Raw genomic sequence first — 18,007 nt, 5'->3', positions numbered from 1 at the left:
TTTAACTGATCGGCATTAAAGCAAGAGCTTCTCTTTTTTTGGCCAGTTCTAGTTCAAAAATTTGCATTTTCGACGCCATAACTATCGCTGATGTTTATCTTGTGGGGTGAAAGGCGCTATCACCCCACAAGATTACGTCGGTATTCGCGCGCTTAAGACTCGACGAAGATGACGAACTCGGCGCTCAATCGTGACAACTTCAGGCTCAGAAAAACCAATTGGTCGACCATCGGCTTCAAGGCCAATATCTCTCAATAAATGGGTGTTGTTCCATGGTAGATCATATGAACTACGACGAACTTTTCGTTGCCATTCACGCTCTTCACGACGAAGGTCTGCACGGATAAGAACAGTTGCTAGTTTTAAATATACTGAGTGACGCATAATAACTCTCCAGTTGTGGAATAAACTGAGGAAAAATAGCGTTCTAGATAGTATGAGGGCTTCTCACTTAGCTGCTATTTTTCCGCAGCCAAATAAGGGTACGGATCTATTAGTTAGGTTTATCTTGGGTGTTTCGATCGGCCATGGCTGATGTGTGTGACATATCAGTCACCATGTCAGTACACGGATCAAACGACGCGCAAATATGCTGTATAAAATCGAAATGTTTCATTTGCGCCTCCAAGCTAACTAAAAAATCCAAAAAGAAATGGGGTCGTAAAAGCAGACAAGTCTTTGTTAAATCGTTGCTTTCACGGTTAAAGTCTAACCAAGTGAGTATATTATTCAACCGATAATTGATTAACATTTTTAAAACAATGCATTCGCCTGAAATATCAGTTGCATATTCATTTACATATAACATATTCACTATGATTATATAAAATCACAGCATATCTATCTTAGGACTCTCTCTATAGAACAGCGGACTATCCTTCAGAAACAAAAAAGCCACGTATGATACGTGGCCCTTGAATTTTCACTCACCGGATAGAGTCAATGAATAGAACGTTCTAAACAACGCCCTCAGATATAAGACCATGTTTATTGAGTAAGCGGTACATAGTTGCGCGTGAAACTCCAAGCTCCTTAGCGGCCAAAGACACTTGACCACCATAAGATTCCAACACAATGAGTAAAGCATCTCGCTCTGAACGTTCACGTATACTTTTCAGACTGCGGCGTTCATCATTCTGTTTTGGTAAATCCAGTTGATGATCCTCAATGATGACAGCATCAGACATCAACACAACACGCTTAATCTGATTCATCAATTCACGAACGTTGCCAGGCCAATGGTAGCGACTCATCGAGCGGATAGCATCGTCTGAGAAGCTCTTCGCTTGCGCATTAAACTCTTTTGAGTACTCACGCAGAAAATGATTCGCTAGCACTGAAATATCACTCACACGTTCTTTTAAGCTAGGAACATGAATACGCAGAACATTGATGTAATGATAAAGCTCTTCATTGAAGTCGCCCTCGATCAATGCCTTTTCAATATCAGAAGAGTTAGCAGCCAAAATGCGAACATCAACTGACTTAGCTCCCTTCGTGGTTTCAATTTTCCCTTCTTGTAAAAAGCGTAAAAGGTTCAATTGTTGATTACGAGGCATCGCTAGGACATCGTTGAGTAAGAGGGTTCCGCCATCGGCTTCTTCCAACATACAAGGCGCTGCCGTTGCTGGGGCTGAAATACCAAACATCTCAGTCTCTATCCTCATTTCAGATAGAGCACGGCAATTCACAGTTAAAAATGGTTTCTGAGCTCGCGATGAATTTTGATGAATGGAACGTGCAATTGTCTCTTTTCCTGTCCCACTCTCACCGTAAATCAAAATACTGACATCTGTGGGGCCAATTCGCTTTACTTGGTCTCTCAAGCGTTTCACCGCCACAGAATCACCGAGTAGGCCCATATTGTTGTTAATACCGTAGTTTGGCCATACTTTCTGCTCAAGTTTGAGCATACCCAGTTGATGACCAATGGTACTCAATAGCTGAGCATCAGGGATTGGTGCCGTGAAAAAGTCGATACAGAAGTTAACGATAAATTGGCAGATTGTATCTGAGCTCAATTGCGATTCACGGATAAAAGCAAGCCATCGAACTTGCTTGTTGTTGCTCACGAGGTTAGCGATACCATTAAGGCTAAACTCATCATGACTAAGATCCACAATGCCAATGCAGGGGCCAATATCAGTAATTAAGGCATCGGCTTTTCGTAAATCTGCACACTGGGTACATTGCCAACCCACTTGTTCTAACACTGATAACCAGGGTTCGTACGCACCACCAACGACGATAAGAGAACCTGGTAAGGAATCCATCTTAAATTGAGTTCCCATCCTTCTTCCTTATTCTGTTTTTATTTTTTTCAATCAGGCTAACACGAGTTAAACGAATCATACGGGTACAAAGTTGCCGCAAGATCGTATTCAGATCCGATACGTATAGTAATGAGACTATCTTAGATTTTTTGTCTCAATGGTAAGACTATGTCATAAATAATCATTTTTCGAATCAAGAGTGCGGTACGAGCTAGGTTTTGACGCTAAAAACCGAAAAAGCCACCCGAAGGTGGCTTTTAAATTACACGGGCAGTAACACCCCATAAGCGAAAATTACGCTTGTGGGCGCATTGCCGGGAACAAGATCACGTCACGGATTGTGTGGGTGTTAGTAAATAGCATCGCTAGACGATCGATACCAATACCTTGACCCGCTGTTGGCGGTAGGCCGTGCTCTAGTGCAGTAATGTAGTCCGCATCGTAGTACATAGCTTCGTCATCACCCGCGTCTTTTGCGTTAACTTGTGCTTTGAAACGCTCGTCTTGGTCTTGTGCATCGTTAAGCTCAGAGAAACCGTTCGCTACTTCACGGCCACCGATGAAGAACTCAAAGCGGTCTGTGAAGAATGGGTTGCTGTCGCTACGACGAGCCAGTGGAGAGATGTCCGCTGGGTAACCCGTGATGAACGTTGGTTGAATTAGCTGAGGCTCAGCCGTTTCACCAAAGATCTCTTCAAGAAGCTGACCACATGTCCAGAACTTCTCAACGTAAAGACCCACTTCTTCTGCAATTTTAACCATCAATTCTCTGTTCTGAAGATCATCTTCAGTCAGAGCTTGAATGTTTGCATTTTCAGGTGTGTAGTGTTTGATTGCATCGAACATGCTCATGCGAGCGTAAGTGCCACCGAACTCAACCGTTTCGTCGCCGTAAGGCATAGAAGTAGAACCAAGAACGTCCATCGCCGCTGTGCTTAGCATCTCTTCCGTTAGATCCATTAGATCTTTGTAGTCAGAGTACGCTTGGTAGAATTCCATCATTGTGAACTCTGGGTTATGACGAGGAGAAAGACCTTCGTTACGGAAGTTACGGTTGATCTCGAATACACGGTCAAAACCACCAACTACTAAACGCTTAAGGTAAAGCTCAGGTGCAACACGTAGGTACATGTCGATGTCTAATGCGTTGTGATGAGTGATGAATGGACGTGCTGTTGCACCGCCTGGGATCACGTGCATCATTGGCGTTTCAACTTCTAGGTAGCCTTTTGAGCTCATGAAGTTACGAATTGAAGACACAAGCTTAGAACGCACGATGAATGTGTTACGAGAGTCTTCGTTCACGATTAGGTCAACATAACGCTGACGGTAACGCATCTCTTGGTCAGTTAGGCCGTGGAACTTCTCTGGTAGAGGACGAAGTGCTTTGGTTAGCAACTCAAACTCTTCCATGTTCACGTAAAGGTCACCTTTACCAGACTTGTGAAGCGCACCTTTAACACCGATGATGTCACCGATATCTAGGCCTTGGTACTTCTCTTTCAGCACTTTTTGAACGTCTTTCGCTGCGTACGCTTGGATACGACCAGAAGTTTCTTGAATCGCTAGAAATGGACCACGCTTCGCCATAATACGACCTGCGATCGCAACGATGTGGTTAAGCTCTTCTAGCTCTTCCTTAGTCTTCTCACCGAATTCCGCTTGAAGGTCGCCAGCTAGGTGCTCACGACGGAAGTCATTTGGGTGACCGTTCGCTTTGCAGTTTTGGCGGATATGATCCAGCTTGCTACGGCGCTCAGCGATTAGTTTGTTCTCTTCAGGTGAAGAAGCTTCTTGTGTATTTTCGTTTTGAACAGCATCAGTCATTTGAGATGTACCCTGCTTTTATAATTTGGACAGCTATATTTTTGAAAATATAGGCATTTTTACCAATATTATTGGTAAAGCTTAATAGTTGATAAAGCTTACAGACCTGATTTCAGGCTAGCTTCAATAAACTTGTCTAAGTCACCGTCAAGAACCGCTTGAGTATTACGGTTTTCGATGCCGGTGCGTAAATCTTTGATACGTGAATCATCCAGCACGTAAGAGCGGATCTGACTGCCCCAACCGATGTCTGATTTCGTTTCTTCGCTCGCTTGTTTTTCAGCATTTTGCTTTTGAATCTCAAGTTCAAAAAGCTTAGCACGTAGCTGCTTCATCGCTTGATCTTTGTTCTTATGCTGCGAACGGTCATTCTGACACTGAACCACGGTGTTAGTTGGAACGTGAGTAATACGTACCGCCGATTCCGTGGTGTTTACGTGCTGACCACCAGCGCCAGAGGCACGGTATACGTCAATACGTAGGTCAGAAGGATTAATGTCGATCGTAATGTTGTCATCAATCTCAGGATAGATAAACGCAGAAGCAAATGAAGTATGACGACGACCACTTGAATCAAATGGTGACTTACGAACTAGACGGTGAACACCAGTCTCTGTGCGTAACCAACCGTAAGCGTACTCACCAGAGATACGTACCGTTGCGCCTTTAAGGCCAGCAACATCGCCATCAGACACTTCGATAACTTCAGTCTTGAAGCCTTTCGAATCTGCCCAACGCAAGTACATACGCAACATCATTGAAGTCCAGTCTTGAGCTTCTGTACCGCCCGAACCTGACTGTAAATCGATGTAGCAATCTGATGCGTCGTGATCACCAGAGAACATACGACGGAATTCCAGCTTCTCTAACTTAGCTTCAAGCTCGGCCAATTCTGGCTCAATTTCATCGAACGTTTCTTGATCTTCTTCTTCAACCGCAAGCTCTAGTAGGCCATCAACATCCTCAACACCTTGGTCAAGTTGGTCGATCGTTTCTACTACCGCTTCCAATGCTGAACGCTCTTTTCCTAGCGCTTGAGCACGCTCAGGTTCGTTCCATACATCCGGTTGTTCTAATTCTGCGTTTACTTCTTCTAGACGCTCTTTCTTTGCGTCATAGTCAAAGATACCCCCTCAGGATATTTGTGCGCTCAGACACATCCTGCAGACGGTTTTTTATAGGATTGATTTCAAACATTTTAGCTCATCATTTATGAGTAGAATTTAACCGGAGAATTGTACTCAAAAGTGTGACGGAGATACAGAATTTTTTAGAGTGGTGCACCAAGATTCAATAACTTAATCGGATATAAAATTGACGGGCAGAAAAAACACGCAAAATTTGTAAGGAAAGGAAGGGAAACAAGCCCTGTTTTTGAACAGAGCTTGTTGGATTTGGCACTAAATGATGAACCTCATTCAGTGAACGATAACGCTATTTGGCTTCAACTATTTCGCTTCGATATGATCAATCATCAACTGCAACGATTGATTGCCACGAAACTCGTTAATATCCAGCTTAAACGCAAGATGTACCGTTTTCACTGAGGCATCAGGCCAGCGACGTAGGTCAACATTAAAGGCAATACCATCAATCATCACATTGGTCGGGTGGCCTTTATACAATGGCTCAAGCATTAACTTTAAGTGCTTTTCACCCACTAATTTTTGATGCAGAACTTTAAACTCACCATCAAAGATGGGCTCAGGGAAAGCTTGTCCCCACGGACCACCTGAACGCAACGTCTCAGCGGTGTGCATTGAGAACTCTTCAGGTAACAGCTCACCATCAGACAAGATAATACCCTTCAGCGCCGTCTCACCGAGTTCTTTACGCACAACGTCATCAAACATCTTGCTGAATCGCTCGAAGTCTTTTTCCATAATGGTTAAGCCGGCTGCCATTGCGTGACCACCAAACTTCAAGATCAGGCCAGGGTTTTGAGTGTCGATTCTGTCTAGCGCATCGCGCATGTGCAAACCTGGAATCGAACGACATGAACCCTTAATGCTACCTTCACCACCATCAGCAAATGCGATCACTGGGCGGTGATATTTGTCTTTGATACGCGAAGCTAGAATACCAATTACGCCTTGATGCCAATCACGTTGAAACAGAGCCAAACCAGAAGGCAAATCGTCTTTACCAAATTCAAGGCGCTCACAAAAAGCCATCGCTTCTTGTTTCATGCCCTCTTCGATCTCTTTACGTGTTTGGTTCAAGCCATCTAACTCGCTGGCCATTCGACGCGCGGCATGGATGTTATTACTCATTAGCAGCTCAACACCAAAAGACATATCATCCAATCGGCCAGCCGCATTGATACGTGGACCAAGCGCAAAACCAAAATCGGAGGCAACTAAACGCTTAGCATCTCGCTTAGCAATTTCAATCAAGGCTTGAATACCCGGACGCGCTTTGCCTGCACGAATGCGTTGTAGCCCTTGGTGTACCAAGATTCGGTTGTTTTCATCAAGTGGTACCACATCCGCAACAGTACCCAGTGCCACTAGATCAATCAGTTCCATCAACTTGGGTTCTGTCATGCCGTGTTGAGCAAACCAGCCCAACTTACGCATATGAACACACAATGCCATCATCAGGTAAAAGGCGACACCCACACCGGCTAGCGCTTTTGAAGGAAATGCGCAGCTTTCTAGGTTGGGATTGACCATTGCATCTGCAATCGGTAATTCAGAACCAGGCAAGTGATGATCAGTAACCAGTACATCAAGGCCTTTCTCTTTAGCAAAGCGAACACCGTCAATTGAAGATACACCGTTGTCGACTGTCATGATCACTTCAGCACCAAGTTCGATCGCCTGTTCGACAACCTCAGGGCTCAAGCCATAACCATCTTCAAAACGGTTGGGTACCAGATAATCAACATTCGAGCTGCCCAACATTCGCAGAGCAAGCACAGACAACGCCGAACTGGTTGCGCCATCGGCATCAAAGTCACCAACAATGATAATGCGCTTTTGCTGCTGAATGGCTTTGAACAACAATTCAACTGCAGCATCAATGCCGCCCAGTTTTTGATAAGAGTGCAAACCTTTCGCAGCTGTCTCTAGCTGGTCAGCACTGTCGATTCCGCGACTCACATAAATGCGCTTTAACAAGTCAGGTAAATGAGCAGGTAAGACTGAAATGTCGACCTCAGGACGGCGTTGGATCTCTATCATATAAAAATGGGCCTGATATCAATCAGGCCACTCCTTAAATCAAAAACAGGGGGAAATAACAGGTAATAAAAATGAAGATTACTGCTCTAAACGCTGAATAAGTTGCGCTGGAGGTAAGTAACCACTCACCAACTCACCGCTTGCTAGCACGATAGCCGGAGTGCCATTGATGCCAAGCTCACGACCGAGTTGGTATTGTTTAGCAATGATCTGCTTTTGCTCTGCTAGGTCTTTACCAGACGCTGGCATTTGACGATTGACTTTAGCATCATGCATAGCTGTTTTTGGATCGTCAGACGCCCAGATTGCAGCCATTTGATCGGCAACTTGTCCTGTCGCACCTTGACGTGGGTAAGCCATGTAACGAACGGTGATACCCAGATCGTTGTAGCCTTGCATTTGGCTGTGCAGACGAACACAGTAGCCACACGTAATGTCAGTAAATACCGTCACAACGTACTTTTCGTTATCTGCTTTGTATTCGATAACCGTATCCGACATCGCTGCAACTTTTTCAGCATTCAGTGGAGCTTGACGCTCAGCCAAAACATCACTGAACTTACCGTTTGCATCCAAAGAGTAAAGTGTACCGGCTAGAAAATGATCGCCCTCTGGAGAAGAAAAGATAATACCGCTGTTGGTTTGAACTTCTAAAAGACCATCGATATCCGAAGGAACAATCTTATCGACCTTAATACCGATTTTTTCAAAACGCTTAGTTAACGCAGCTGTATCAATAGCTTGAGCTGGAGCAGCTTCTACGGCTGTTGATGTTGTTTCTACTTTCGCTTCTGATGCATTACATGCAGTAATCATGAGAGGAAGCGCTAGTAGAGGAAGACGGCGTAATACGCTCATTAGGTTCACCTTAAAAATAAATGGATTTAAGCACGTGGGTGATGCTGAGCGTGAATTTGCTTCAGCCTTTCAGTCGCCACATGAGTATAAATTTGGGTGGTCGATAAGTCACTATGTCCAAGCAACATCTGTACGACCCTGAGATCGGCGCCATAGTTCAGTAAATGAGTGGCAAAAGCATGTCTCAATACGTGTGGAGACAATAATTCCGTGTCGATACCAGCGATAACCGAATAATGCTTAATGCGATACCAGAACGTTTGACGAGTCATTTGCTTAGCGCGTTTACTCGGAAAAACCACATCCGAGCTGTTATCACCGAGCAGTTGTGGGCGACCTTGTTCAATAAAAGTTTCTATCCAATCGACGGCGTTTTCGCCCATTGGCACCAAGCGCTCTTTACCGCCCTTACCGATCACACGCACCACACCTTGCCTTAGGCTGATGTTTTCCATGGTCAGGCTAACGAGCTCAGTCACACGAAGTCCAGTTGCATAGAGTAACTCAAGCATCGCTTTATCGCGAAGCTCGATTGGATCGTTTGGATCTGGCGCTTCAAGCAGCGAATCCACTTGCTCTTCACTCAAATCTTTTGGCAAGCGCTTCGGCAGTTTTGGACTGATCAACAGCGCACTAGGATCGTCGGCTCTTACTTTCTCGCGGTGTAGATATTGAAACAAGCGACGAATAGCCGACAACATACGAGCACGGGAAGTCTGCTTAAAGTCAGCATCGGCTAACCAACCTTGATAATCCTGTAGTCCTGAAAGACTAATAAAATCGAGGCGGTAATTGTTCTTTTCCATCCACGTTAGAAGCTTAGACAGGTCGGTACGGTACGAGACAAGCGTATTCTCAGATAATCCTCGCTCCATCCACATAGCATCTAAAAACTGTTCTACTAGACCGTGGTCTGCGCTCTGCCCTTGAGGCGACTGCATAGTGTTACTCACAATATTGGAAACTGTTTCGAGAGTATGCCAGAGCAAATATGAATGCCATAAAAATTACGACTTGAGCGGATAATCGCTGCAATCGAAGTCGATTTATGGTTAGAATTCGCCATCTGAAATTAAAATTGAACGTTTGCTATGAAAATTGGATTATTTTACGGCTCAACCACCTGCTACACAGAAATGGCAGCAGAGAAAATTCGCGGCATTATTGGTGAAGACCTAGTTGATATCCATAACGTGAAAGAAACCCCTCTTTCATTGATGGCAGACTACGATCTTTTACTGCTCGGTATCTCAACTTGGGACTTCGGTGAAATCCAAGAAGATTGGAATGAACTGTGGGAAGACATTGCAACCACGCCAATGAAAGGCAAGGTTGTAGCGCTGTTTGGTTTAGGTGACCAAGAAGGCTACGGCGAGTGGTTCTTAGATGCGATGGGTCTATTGCATGATGAGCTGAAAATCGCTGGCGCAGAGTTTGTCGGTTTCTGGCCAAACGATGACAGCTACGAGTTCGAAGCGTCTAAAGCTCTCACTGAAGACCAATCTCAATTCGTTGGTTTGGCGCTTGATGAAGATTCACAATACGAACTTAGCGACGACCGTATCGCTAGCTGGGTTGAACAAGTACTGGTTGAGTACAGCGAAAAGCTATAACCAAACAGAAGTACACCCAGCTAAGTAACTCAGTAGCGAAGTAGCGAAGTAGCGAAGTAGCGAAGTAGCGAAGTAGCAGAATATTAAAAGATCACAGAATACAAAAAGGCCTCATTACTGCGAAGTAATGAGGCCTTTTCTATTTCATGTCGAAGGACAATGTCATCTCAACGGAAGATTAAACAGTCTCTTCAGCCATCTCTTGCTCTGTTGATTTACCAACGAAGAACATACAGATGATTGCGGCAGTCGTTGGAAGCAACCAACCCATACCGATTTCGAACAACGGCAGCATGTTCATTGCAGATACATCCATACCTGCAACTTTAGCACCATCGATAAGAGCAAACAGTAGAGACACTAATACCACTGCGCGGTAAGCCGCTTTTGGATTAGGGAAACGGCTGCGCAAGAATGTTAGTGCGACCAATGCGATTGCTACTGGATAAAGTGCAAACAGTACTGGAACAGACAGAGAAATTAACTGAGAAAGGCCAACGTTCGCAACGGTTGCACAAGCTACACCGTTGATGATTACCCACGTCTTGTAAGACAGAGGTGTTAGCGAGCTGAAGTAATCAGAGCATGCTGATACAAGGCCAATCGCCGTCGTTAGACAAGCCAATAGTACGATCACAGAAAGCACGAGTTGACCTGAAGGGCCAAACAAAGATTGGACGTATAGGCTTAAGATAGCGCCACCATTATCTGCACCCGCAGCAACTGTTGCGCTTGTTGCTCCCAGGAAGAACAGAGAGATGTAAACAAATGCTAGACCCGCTGCGGCAATACAACCCGCACTAATTAGGTACTTAGTTGTTGCTGCGCGGTCAGTCACGCCTTTACTGCGAATTGCGTCAACAATCAGCATGCCAAACATCAAAGCAGCAAAAGTATCCATGGTGTTGTAGCCTTCAAGGAAACCTTTGGTCAGTGGCTGAGTGATGTACTCACCGTGAGCCGCAAGGACATCACCTTGTGGGTTAATGAACACAGCAACTGCCAGTACAACCAAACCAACGAATAGTGCAGGCGTAAGTACCTTTCCAATAACGTCAATAAGCTTACCTTGTGACCATGAGAAGAACATCGCTACCACAAAAAATGCAATCGAAAAGAGAGTTAGATGAACTTGAGTCGCATCAATGAAGAACGGCTTCACCGCCATCTCATAAGCAACAAGACCGGTACGTGGTGCAGCAAATGCAGGACCGATGATGATGAAGATCAGCACAGCCATGATAGTTGCTGCTTGCTTAGGAAGATCTTTCGTTAGATGACCCCATGAACCACCCGCCACTGCGACCGCGACGATAGTGATTAACGGCAGACCAACGGCAGTCAGCAGAAAACCAGACATCGCTGGAAGAAAGTGATCACCAGCTAATTGGCCAGCTAGAGGTGGGAAGATGATGTTACCCGCACCTAAGAAAAACGCAAAAAGCATAAAGCCCAATGCCATTATATCTGTTAGTTTTAGACTCTGTTTCACAGATAATCCTTAATTATATTTATGAGTTTATGTTGTGCTTACATGAATGTTACAGCGAGAAGCTGCCAATCAATCTTTAAAATAGTCGCGCATAATGACGAAACACTCGGCTAGCTGCAAGTCACCATAAAAAAACACCATATAAATTTGCATATATAAACAAAAAGTAGTGAATTAAACTAAATATATACAGATTAACATAATTATCAACCAATCATTGTTAGCAACAATAGATAAGCAATTAGAATATTAATTTACACAAATAGTTAACATTAGAGCTAATCACTTAAAATATCTCGATAATCAGAATATTCATGAAAGACAAAACGATAAATACTAAAAGCTTCAATTTTAAGAGGTTCTCTATTTACGGAGGACAGAGCGGCATGCCTGTTAGCACCGATGGAGTACTACTCGGATCATGGATTAACCTTGCCCCTGAATCATTAGTACTCGATATAGGGACAGGAACAGGTCTGTTGGCCTTGATGGCTGCGCAGCGTTTTGAGGATGCTTCAATCTCTGCGATCGATATTGATCAGCACGCCATTGATGCTGCCACAGTCAATATTGAGCAGTCGCCTTGGCAAGATCGTATCTCCCTTCATCACGACAGCGTGTTAACCACGGATTTCTCGCAACAATTTGATGCCATAATTTGTAATCCGCCCTACTTCAACTCTGGTGAACAGGCACAGCAAAGTCAAAGAGCCACCGCTAGACACACCGACAGCTTGGATCACCTTCAACTTGCCCAGTGTTGTTTCGAGATAACAACTGATGCCGCCACCGCCAGTTTTATACTGCCGACGCCCGAAGGAGAAGGCTTCATAAAACTTGCCGAGCAATGTGGTTGGTACCTAGCAAAGCGCCTTGATGTGAAAACAACCGACAAAAAACCGCCAAGCAGAATCCTGTTTGAACTATCTAAAGATCCTGTTAGCGAGCAAGATTTGCAGCGTGAATCGCTTACGATCCATCACGATGGCGGTTATAGCGAGGCATTTATTGCCCTTACTAAAGATTTTTATCTCAAGATGTAGCAAATACCATGTGATCCTAATCACTAATGCTTCTATAATGTCCGACTACTCTTTTTTATCGTCTGCTTTTTGAGGCAGAAACATTTATTGCTTGTGGAGAAACAACAGTGATCAGAACCTTTGCAGAACTCGATCTAAACCAAGAGCTGCTTAAAGCAATTGACGAAATGGGCTACGAACGCCCAACACAGATACAAGCTGAAGCAATCCCACAAGCGTTAGATGGAAGAGACGTTTTGGCTTCTGCGCCAACAGGTACTGGTAAAACAGCATCATTTGTATTGCCAGCACTGCAATACCTACTGGATTTCCCACGTAAGAAATCTGGCCCTGCACGTATGCTTATCCTGACGCCAACGCGTGAGCTAGCAATGCAGATCACCGAACAAGCACGTGAGCTTGCTAAATACACCAGCCTAAATATCTTTACGATCACGGGCGGTGTGATGTACCAAGAGCACGCAGATATCTTAAGCACGACTCAAGATATCGTAGTCGCAACACCTGGTCGTCTGATGGAATACATTGAAGGCGAGCGTTTTGACTGCCGTGCGATTGAATGGCTGGTTCTCGATGAAGCTGACCGTATGCTAGACATGGGCTTTGGTCCTGTTGTTGACCGTCTGTCTGCAGAGTGTCGCTGGCGTAAACAAACTTTACTTTTCTCAGCAACGCTAGAAGGTAAAGGTATTGAAGGTTTCACTGAAGACCTTCTGAAAAATCCAGCAGAGATCGATGCAAAATCGTCATTGCGTGAACGTAAGAAGATCACTCAATGGTATCACCGCGCCGATTCAGCTAAGCACAAGCTTGATATCCTAAAACATATCATCACAGAGCAAGCTGAACGCAGCATCATCTTCTTGAAGACTCGTGACCGCCTAGGTGACCTACGAGCTCAATTAGAAAGTGCACAGATCCCTTGTGTATGGATCCAAGGTGAAATGCCTCAAGATCGTCGTAACAACGCGATTTCTCGTTTCCGCGACGGTTCTATCAACGTACTGCTGGCAACGGACGTCGCAGCTCGTGGTATCGACCTTCCAGATGTGAGCCACGTTATTAACTACGACATGCCACGTACTGCAGATGTTTACCTACACCGTATCGGCCGTACGGCTCGTGCAGGTAAGAAAGGTAACGCGGTTTCTATCATTGAAGCGCACGATCAACTAATGATTGAACGTGTGGCTCGTTACACTGAAGATGCGATCAAAGAACGCTTCATCGAAGGCATGCGTCCAACGCATAAGAAAGCCGCGGTAACGAAGAAAAAGAAACCGAAGAAAGAAGATAAGAAAGCGGTAGCGAAGCAAAAAATTGCTAAGAAAAAGAAAATCGCTAAGAAAAAGAAAATCGCTAAGAAAAAGAAAGCCGTTAAGAACAAGTAATCTAACCGCCTTTCAATGATTCAATAAAAAGCCCCATGCAGTTCTCTGCATGGGGTTTTTCTTTGTCTGGTTTATTATTGTCTGGCTTGTTATCAGGCTAAATGACTAGGCCTCTAATTTTAATTACCGACTCAAACCGAGAGTAACTCATTAACCAAGAGTGACTAATTAACCAAGAGCTACTAGTTTTGCTCTTCACGCTTGAAGACGAGCTCTTTCGCGTTCGACTCTTCTTCAGCGAAGTAGTAACCCGCGGTATCAAATTTGGTCAGCGCTTCAACGGAATCAATTTTGTTCTCAATGATGTAGCGAGCCATCATGCCACGCGCTTTTTTCGCGTAAAAACTGATCACCTTGTATTGGCCATTCTTACAGTCTTTAAAAACTGGCGTGATGATTTGACCATCAAGGCTCTTCGGCTTCACCGCTTTAAAGTATTCGTTCGATGCTAGGTTGATCAACACATTGTCGCCTTGAGCATTCAGCGCTTCATTCAGCTTATCTGTGATGATGTTACCCCAGAACTGGTACAAGTTAGTACCACGAGCATTGGCCAAACGTGTACCCATCTCTAGGCGGTATGGCTGCATCAGATCTAACGGCTTAAGCAAGCCATATAACCCAGAAAGCATGCGCAGGTGATTCTGTGCGTAGTCAAAATCATCGTCCGACAGTGTTTCAGCATCTAAGCCAGTGTACACATCGCCCTTAAAGGCTAGGATTGCTTGACGTGCATTGTCTTGGGTAAAGGTTTCGCTCCATTGCTCAAAGCGCGCTACGTTCAGCCCAGCAATCTTATCGCTTACCTTCATCAGTGCTGATACATCAGCAGGTGTCAGCTTACGACACACTTCAATAAGCTCTGCAGAGTGCTCAACAAACTCTGGCTGGCTGAAGCGCTCAGTCGCTAATGGTGATTCGTAATCTAATGTCTTGGCTGGAGAAACGACAACTAACATAACTTTACCCTAATCGGTTATCTAACTGGATGCAGCTAGAGTATAGAAAAAACATCAACTTGTCTTTATGACTCTTCCTATTACTTTGATAGACAGATCTAGCTGTAAGTCGCTTACAAAGAAGAATCTCTTACAAAGAAAAATCGATAATAAAGAAAATATCGCAGGCAAAGAAAAAGGCTAAGGTCGAAACCTTAGCCTTTCTAATGATTTTAGGATGAGTGATGAATCACTCCAACAAGATTACTTCTTCTTGTTGTTAACCCAAATACCATCTTCCAATTGAGCCTTAAGCTCTGGGAAATCATCCGCATCGAACGTGGGTACTTTACCCGCGTCTAATTGACGGTTGTAGTCTTTCGCTAGCTTAATCACGATACCCGACAGCAAGATGATCGCTACCAAGTTCACAATCGCCATTAGGCCCATCGATACGTCAGCTAATGCCCATACCGTTGGCAGTGTCGCGAGAGAACCGAACATAACCATACCCAGTACAACGATACGGAACAGCACTAGGCCCTTCTTGTTGTTGTGCTCTAAGAAGATAAGGTTTGTTTCTGCGTACGAGTAGTTTGCAATGATTGAAGTGAAAGCGAAGAAGAAAATCGCTACCGCTACAAAGATACCACCCCATTCGCCGACTTGTGCTGTTAGTGCACGTTGCGTGAGTTCGATACCCGTTACTTCACCGTGTGGTACATATTCACCAGACATCAAGATGATTGCTACTGTTGCAGAACAGATAACAATTGTGTCCATGAACACACCTAGCATTTGCACATAACCTTGTGATGCTGGGTGTGGTGGGTAAGGCGTAGCAGAAGCTGCTGCGTTTGGCGCAGAACCCATACCCGCTTCGTTCGAGAACAAACCACGTTTGATGCCGTTAATCATCGCTTGTGCGATTGCGTAACCTAGGCCACCCGCTGCTGCTTCTTGCAGACCGAATGCACTCTTGAAGATAAGAGCCAGAACTTCAGGCACTTTCTCAATGTTCATTAGCATTACGTAGATAGCGATAGCTAAGTAAGCCAGTGCCATAATTGGAACAATGATTTCTGCAGTGCGAGCAATCTTACGGATACCACCGAAGATAACGAATGCAGAGATAATTACGATACCAACACCAACGTAGCTGCGCTCAAAGTCGAATGCCGTGTTCATTGCGCTTGCAATCGCGTTCGCTTGAACCGCGTTGAATACAAGACCGAATGCAATGATTAGGAAGATAGAGAATAGAACCCCCATCCAACGCATACCTAGGCCTTTCTCCATGTAGTATGCAGGGCCGCCGCGGTAGTTACCGTCGTTATCACGCGTTTTGTATAGCTGTGCCAGTGTGCTTTCTGCAAACGATGTTGCCATACCTAGCATGGCAATTAGCCACATCCAGAAGATAGCGCCAGGGCCACCAGCGGTTAGTGCTACAGCAACACCAGCCATGTTACCCGTACCGACACGTGCTGCTAGACTAGTACAAAGTGCTTGGAAAGAGGAGATACCTGCACTGTCTGCTTTACGGCTGTTTCTAAGAACAGAAAACATGTGGCCGAAATGGCGGAATTGAATGAAACCTAGTCGTACAGTGAAGTAGATACCCACACCAACGAGTAAGTAAACTAAGATAGATCCCCAAAGGAGATCGTTCATCAAATTGATTAAGTCTGTCACGTGAACCTCGTAATTGAGTTTAAGCACCGATCTTGCTTCCTAGCCTTCCTCTAGATCACCTATGCCAGTGTCAATAGTTGTGTCGGCATTAGATTTATATTTATTTGTTGCGATCTAGATTGTAAATGTCGCTTCATGCATCCATTTTACGTATCGGTGTATTTTTTGACGGGCGGATAATGCAGCGAGACGGTCTAAAAATCAATATGAAAGTAAACACATATCAAAATGACATTTCACTAATAATACACCTTTTGTTAACACAGCTTTCAACAAGAGCGCCTAATAAAAGTCACATTGTCGGGACATAATATCAACAATAACTAAGGCACCATAAAAACAAAAACATCACCCCGTAAAAATGACATCAGCCTAGGTTTTACAAGGTATAGTGAAGATCTGTGTTTTTTTCTAGGGTAATGAGATCCCTATACTACACGGCACAATGCGCACTTAAATGCACTGTAGTCAAAATGCTATTCCATTTGCACAATGAATTAACATTCAATCCCCCCTAATTTAATCGTTTACTTAAGTTTGTTTGCTTGTTTTTTGTACACAAAAATCCCCGAAATGTGTGAGCATGCATAATAAAACAAAACAAAATCTTCATACACTTGAAACAAATGAGAAACAAATCAAGGTTATTGTGAACCTAAATATGCTATTTAATGGTTCGTAAGAACGAATCCCACGGAAGGAGATATGCTTATGGATAGCTTTCAATTCGATGAATTATCAGAACTAGAAATGCCTCGTACCACTCAAAAAACACGCTCTAAACCACTCAAACGTAAATGGCGTGAAATTGAGGCAATCAATGATCGTAGACAGCTTGAGAAAGAGCTTAGAGAGATGAACCTAGGTCTCGATTTTAGCGTTGACGATATAAAGCTTTAATCAGCACGATAAGAAATCAGATAGCAAAAAGCACCTGTAATAGGTGCCTTTTTTATTTTATGAGGTATTTAATCCGCTCAAAGCATCATTTGGGAACTAGCCCTCTAAAATAGAGAGCATCTAAAATAGTCACGCTTCAACATGACAACTGGCTAAACGCACTCTTGTTCATTCTGTCGAATGCGAGCCGCGAGTTGGCGGTACTCATCAGCAATTGTCTCTCCAAAGACAGGGTCGTCTTCAGGTTGAAGCCATTGAGACTCCACCTCTTGCCAATCTTTAACAGTGAACGACTCAACAATCATTGGTAACACATGCTTCTCTTCATATTCCATGTGTTTTCGTTGAGCTTTAACAAAAGCTTCAAGCTGCTCAATAAATACTTGTTGAGGAACCACCGCATCTTGAAGGATCATATCGACCACACCTAAAAAGTCCGCCGTTTTCTCAGAAAGCAATTGATGCTCCAGTTCCAAGTCTTCAATCACTTGATCACTGCCATATTGCTTAAGGTAGTAACGATAAATAACATCTTCTTTCGGGTGATGCACCTTGTCTGAATGGTCCATGAGATAATGAACCACCTCTGCGATCAGGCTATAGTTTATTTCTCGCTCCTGTTTCAGAAACTCTAACTTACTGTTGAGTATCGCGAGCAAACGAGCCATATAGCCATGCTCTCGTCTTATCCTTTCAATCATCATAGTATTGCACTCCATTACACCTACTGTTTATAAGTGTATACGAAGATGCTGATTTATGATTTGACCCTGCTCAGAAAACCACCAACCT

At 44.1% G+C, this 18,007-nt stretch carries 15 protein-coding genes; 4 read left to right on the top strand and 11 right to left on the bottom strand.

Annotated features, from left to right (window positions below; genetic code table 11):
- Window positions 1–132: 132 nt before the first annotated feature.
- From AB4589_RS03165 to xerD, 7 genes are all read right to left on the bottom strand, one after another.
- Window positions 133–384: a hypothetical protein gene (locus AB4589_RS03165; protein ID WP_004735015.1), complete on the bottom strand. Its 252-nt coding sequence runs from the start codon at window positions 382–384 to the stop codon at window positions 133–135.
- A gap of 572 nt (window positions 385–956) precedes the next feature.
- A complete protein-coding gene (gene vpsR, locus AB4589_RS03160) occupies window positions 957–2,291 on the bottom strand; it encodes a cyclic-di-GMP-binding transcriptional regulator VpsR (protein ID WP_009848431.1) in 1,335 nt (444 codons plus the stop codon).
- Window positions 2,292–2,567: 276 nt separating this feature from the next.
- A complete protein-coding gene (gene lysS / locus AB4589_RS03155; RefSeq protein ID WP_012603264.1) occupies window positions 2,568–4,100 on the bottom strand; it encodes a lysine--tRNA ligase in 1,533 nt (510 codons plus the stop codon).
- Between the two features lie 98 nt (window positions 4,101–4,198).
- Window positions 4,199–5,297 (bottom strand): peptide chain release factor 2 gene (prfB, locus tag AB4589_RS03150; protein ID WP_100208942.1). Its coding sequence is split into 2 segments (ribosomal slippage): window positions 4,199–5,221 and window positions 5,223–5,297, totalling 1,098 coding nucleotides; the frame shifts between segments, so codons are not numbered across the junction.
- A gap of 251 nt (window positions 5,298–5,548) precedes the next feature.
- A complete protein-coding gene (gene recJ / locus AB4589_RS03145) occupies window positions 5,549–7,285 on the bottom strand; it encodes a single-stranded-DNA-specific exonuclease RecJ (RefSeq protein ID WP_371703777.1) in 1,737 nt (578 codons plus the stop codon).
- Window positions 7,286–7,363: 78 nt separating this feature from the next.
- Entirely contained in the window at window positions 7,364–8,143 is a 780-nt protein-coding gene (locus tag AB4589_RS03140; protein WP_269335566.1) for a thioredoxin fold domain-containing protein, read from the bottom strand.
- A 26-nt stretch (window positions 8,144–8,169) separates the two neighbouring features.
- A complete protein-coding gene (gene xerD / locus AB4589_RS03135) occupies window positions 8,170–9,084 on the bottom strand; it encodes a site-specific tyrosine recombinase XerD (protein WP_041472738.1) in 915 nt (304 codons plus the stop codon).
- A 150-nt stretch (window positions 9,085–9,234) separates the two neighbouring features.
- Between xerD and fldB the strand changes: the two genes are divergently transcribed.
- Complete coding sequence (gene fldB, locus AB4589_RS03130; protein ID WP_009848425.1) at window positions 9,235–9,756, top strand: flavodoxin FldB; 522 nt, start codon at window positions 9,235–9,237, stop codon at window positions 9,754–9,756.
- Between the two features lie 178 nt (window positions 9,757–9,934).
- Here fldB and brnQ read toward each other — a convergent pair whose 3' ends face one another.
- On the bottom strand, window positions 9,935–11,248 hold the full coding sequence (gene brnQ, locus AB4589_RS03125) for a branched-chain amino acid transport system II carrier protein (RefSeq protein ID WP_017100503.1): 1,314 nt from the start codon (window positions 11,246–11,248) through the stop codon (window positions 9,935–9,937).
- A 314-nt stretch (window positions 11,249–11,562) separates the two neighbouring features.
- On the opposite strand from brnQ, the gene AB4589_RS03120 reads away from it, so the two are divergent.
- Window positions 11,563–12,291 (top strand): tRNA1(Val) (adenine(37)-N6)-methyltransferase, encoded by a 729-nt coding sequence (locus tag AB4589_RS03120; protein ID WP_017098336.1) that lies wholly within the window; start codon window positions 11,563–11,565, stop codon window positions 12,289–12,291.
- A gap of 107 nt (window positions 12,292–12,398) precedes the next feature.
- Complete coding sequence (srmB, locus tag AB4589_RS03115) at window positions 12,399–13,682, top strand: ATP-dependent RNA helicase SrmB (RefSeq protein WP_372099302.1); 1,284 nt, start codon at window positions 12,399–12,401, stop codon at window positions 13,680–13,682.
- Between the two features lie 182 nt (window positions 13,683–13,864).
- On the opposite strand, the gene yaaA is transcribed toward srmB, so the two are convergent.
- Complete coding sequence (gene yaaA, locus AB4589_RS03110) at window positions 13,865–14,641, bottom strand: peroxide stress protein YaaA (protein WP_372099300.1); 777 nt, start codon at window positions 14,639–14,641, stop codon at window positions 13,865–13,867.
- A gap of 243 nt (window positions 14,642–14,884) precedes the next feature.
- Complete coding sequence (locus AB4589_RS03105; protein WP_009848420.1) at window positions 14,885–16,315, bottom strand: sodium:alanine symporter family protein; 1,431 nt, start codon at window positions 16,313–16,315, stop codon at window positions 14,885–14,887.
- A 711-nt stretch (window positions 16,316–17,026) separates the two neighbouring features.
- On the opposite strand from AB4589_RS03105, the gene AB4589_RS03100 reads away from it, so the two are divergent.
- Entirely contained in the window at window positions 17,027–17,215 is a 189-nt protein-coding gene (locus tag AB4589_RS03100) for a DUF3545 family protein (protein WP_372099298.1), read from the top strand.
- Window positions 17,216–17,367: 152 nt separating this feature from the next.
- Here the strand turns inward: AB4589_RS03100 and AB4589_RS03095 are convergent, their stop codons facing one another.
- Window positions 17,368–17,919, bottom strand: a complete 552-nt coding sequence (locus AB4589_RS03095) for a hemerythrin domain-containing protein (protein WP_371710042.1) — start codon at window positions 17,917–17,919, stop codon at window positions 17,368–17,370.
- Window positions 17,920–18,007: the final 88 nt, after the last annotated feature.

Source organism: Vibrio sp. 10N.222.49.A3 (assembly GCF_041475145.1).
GTDB classification, from domain to species: Bacteria; Pseudomonadota; Gammaproteobacteria; order Enterobacterales; family Vibrionaceae; genus Vibrio; species Vibrio tasmaniensis_A.
Note: the sequence above shows the minus strand (reverse complement) of the source record. Positions and strands in the feature narration are given on the sequence as shown.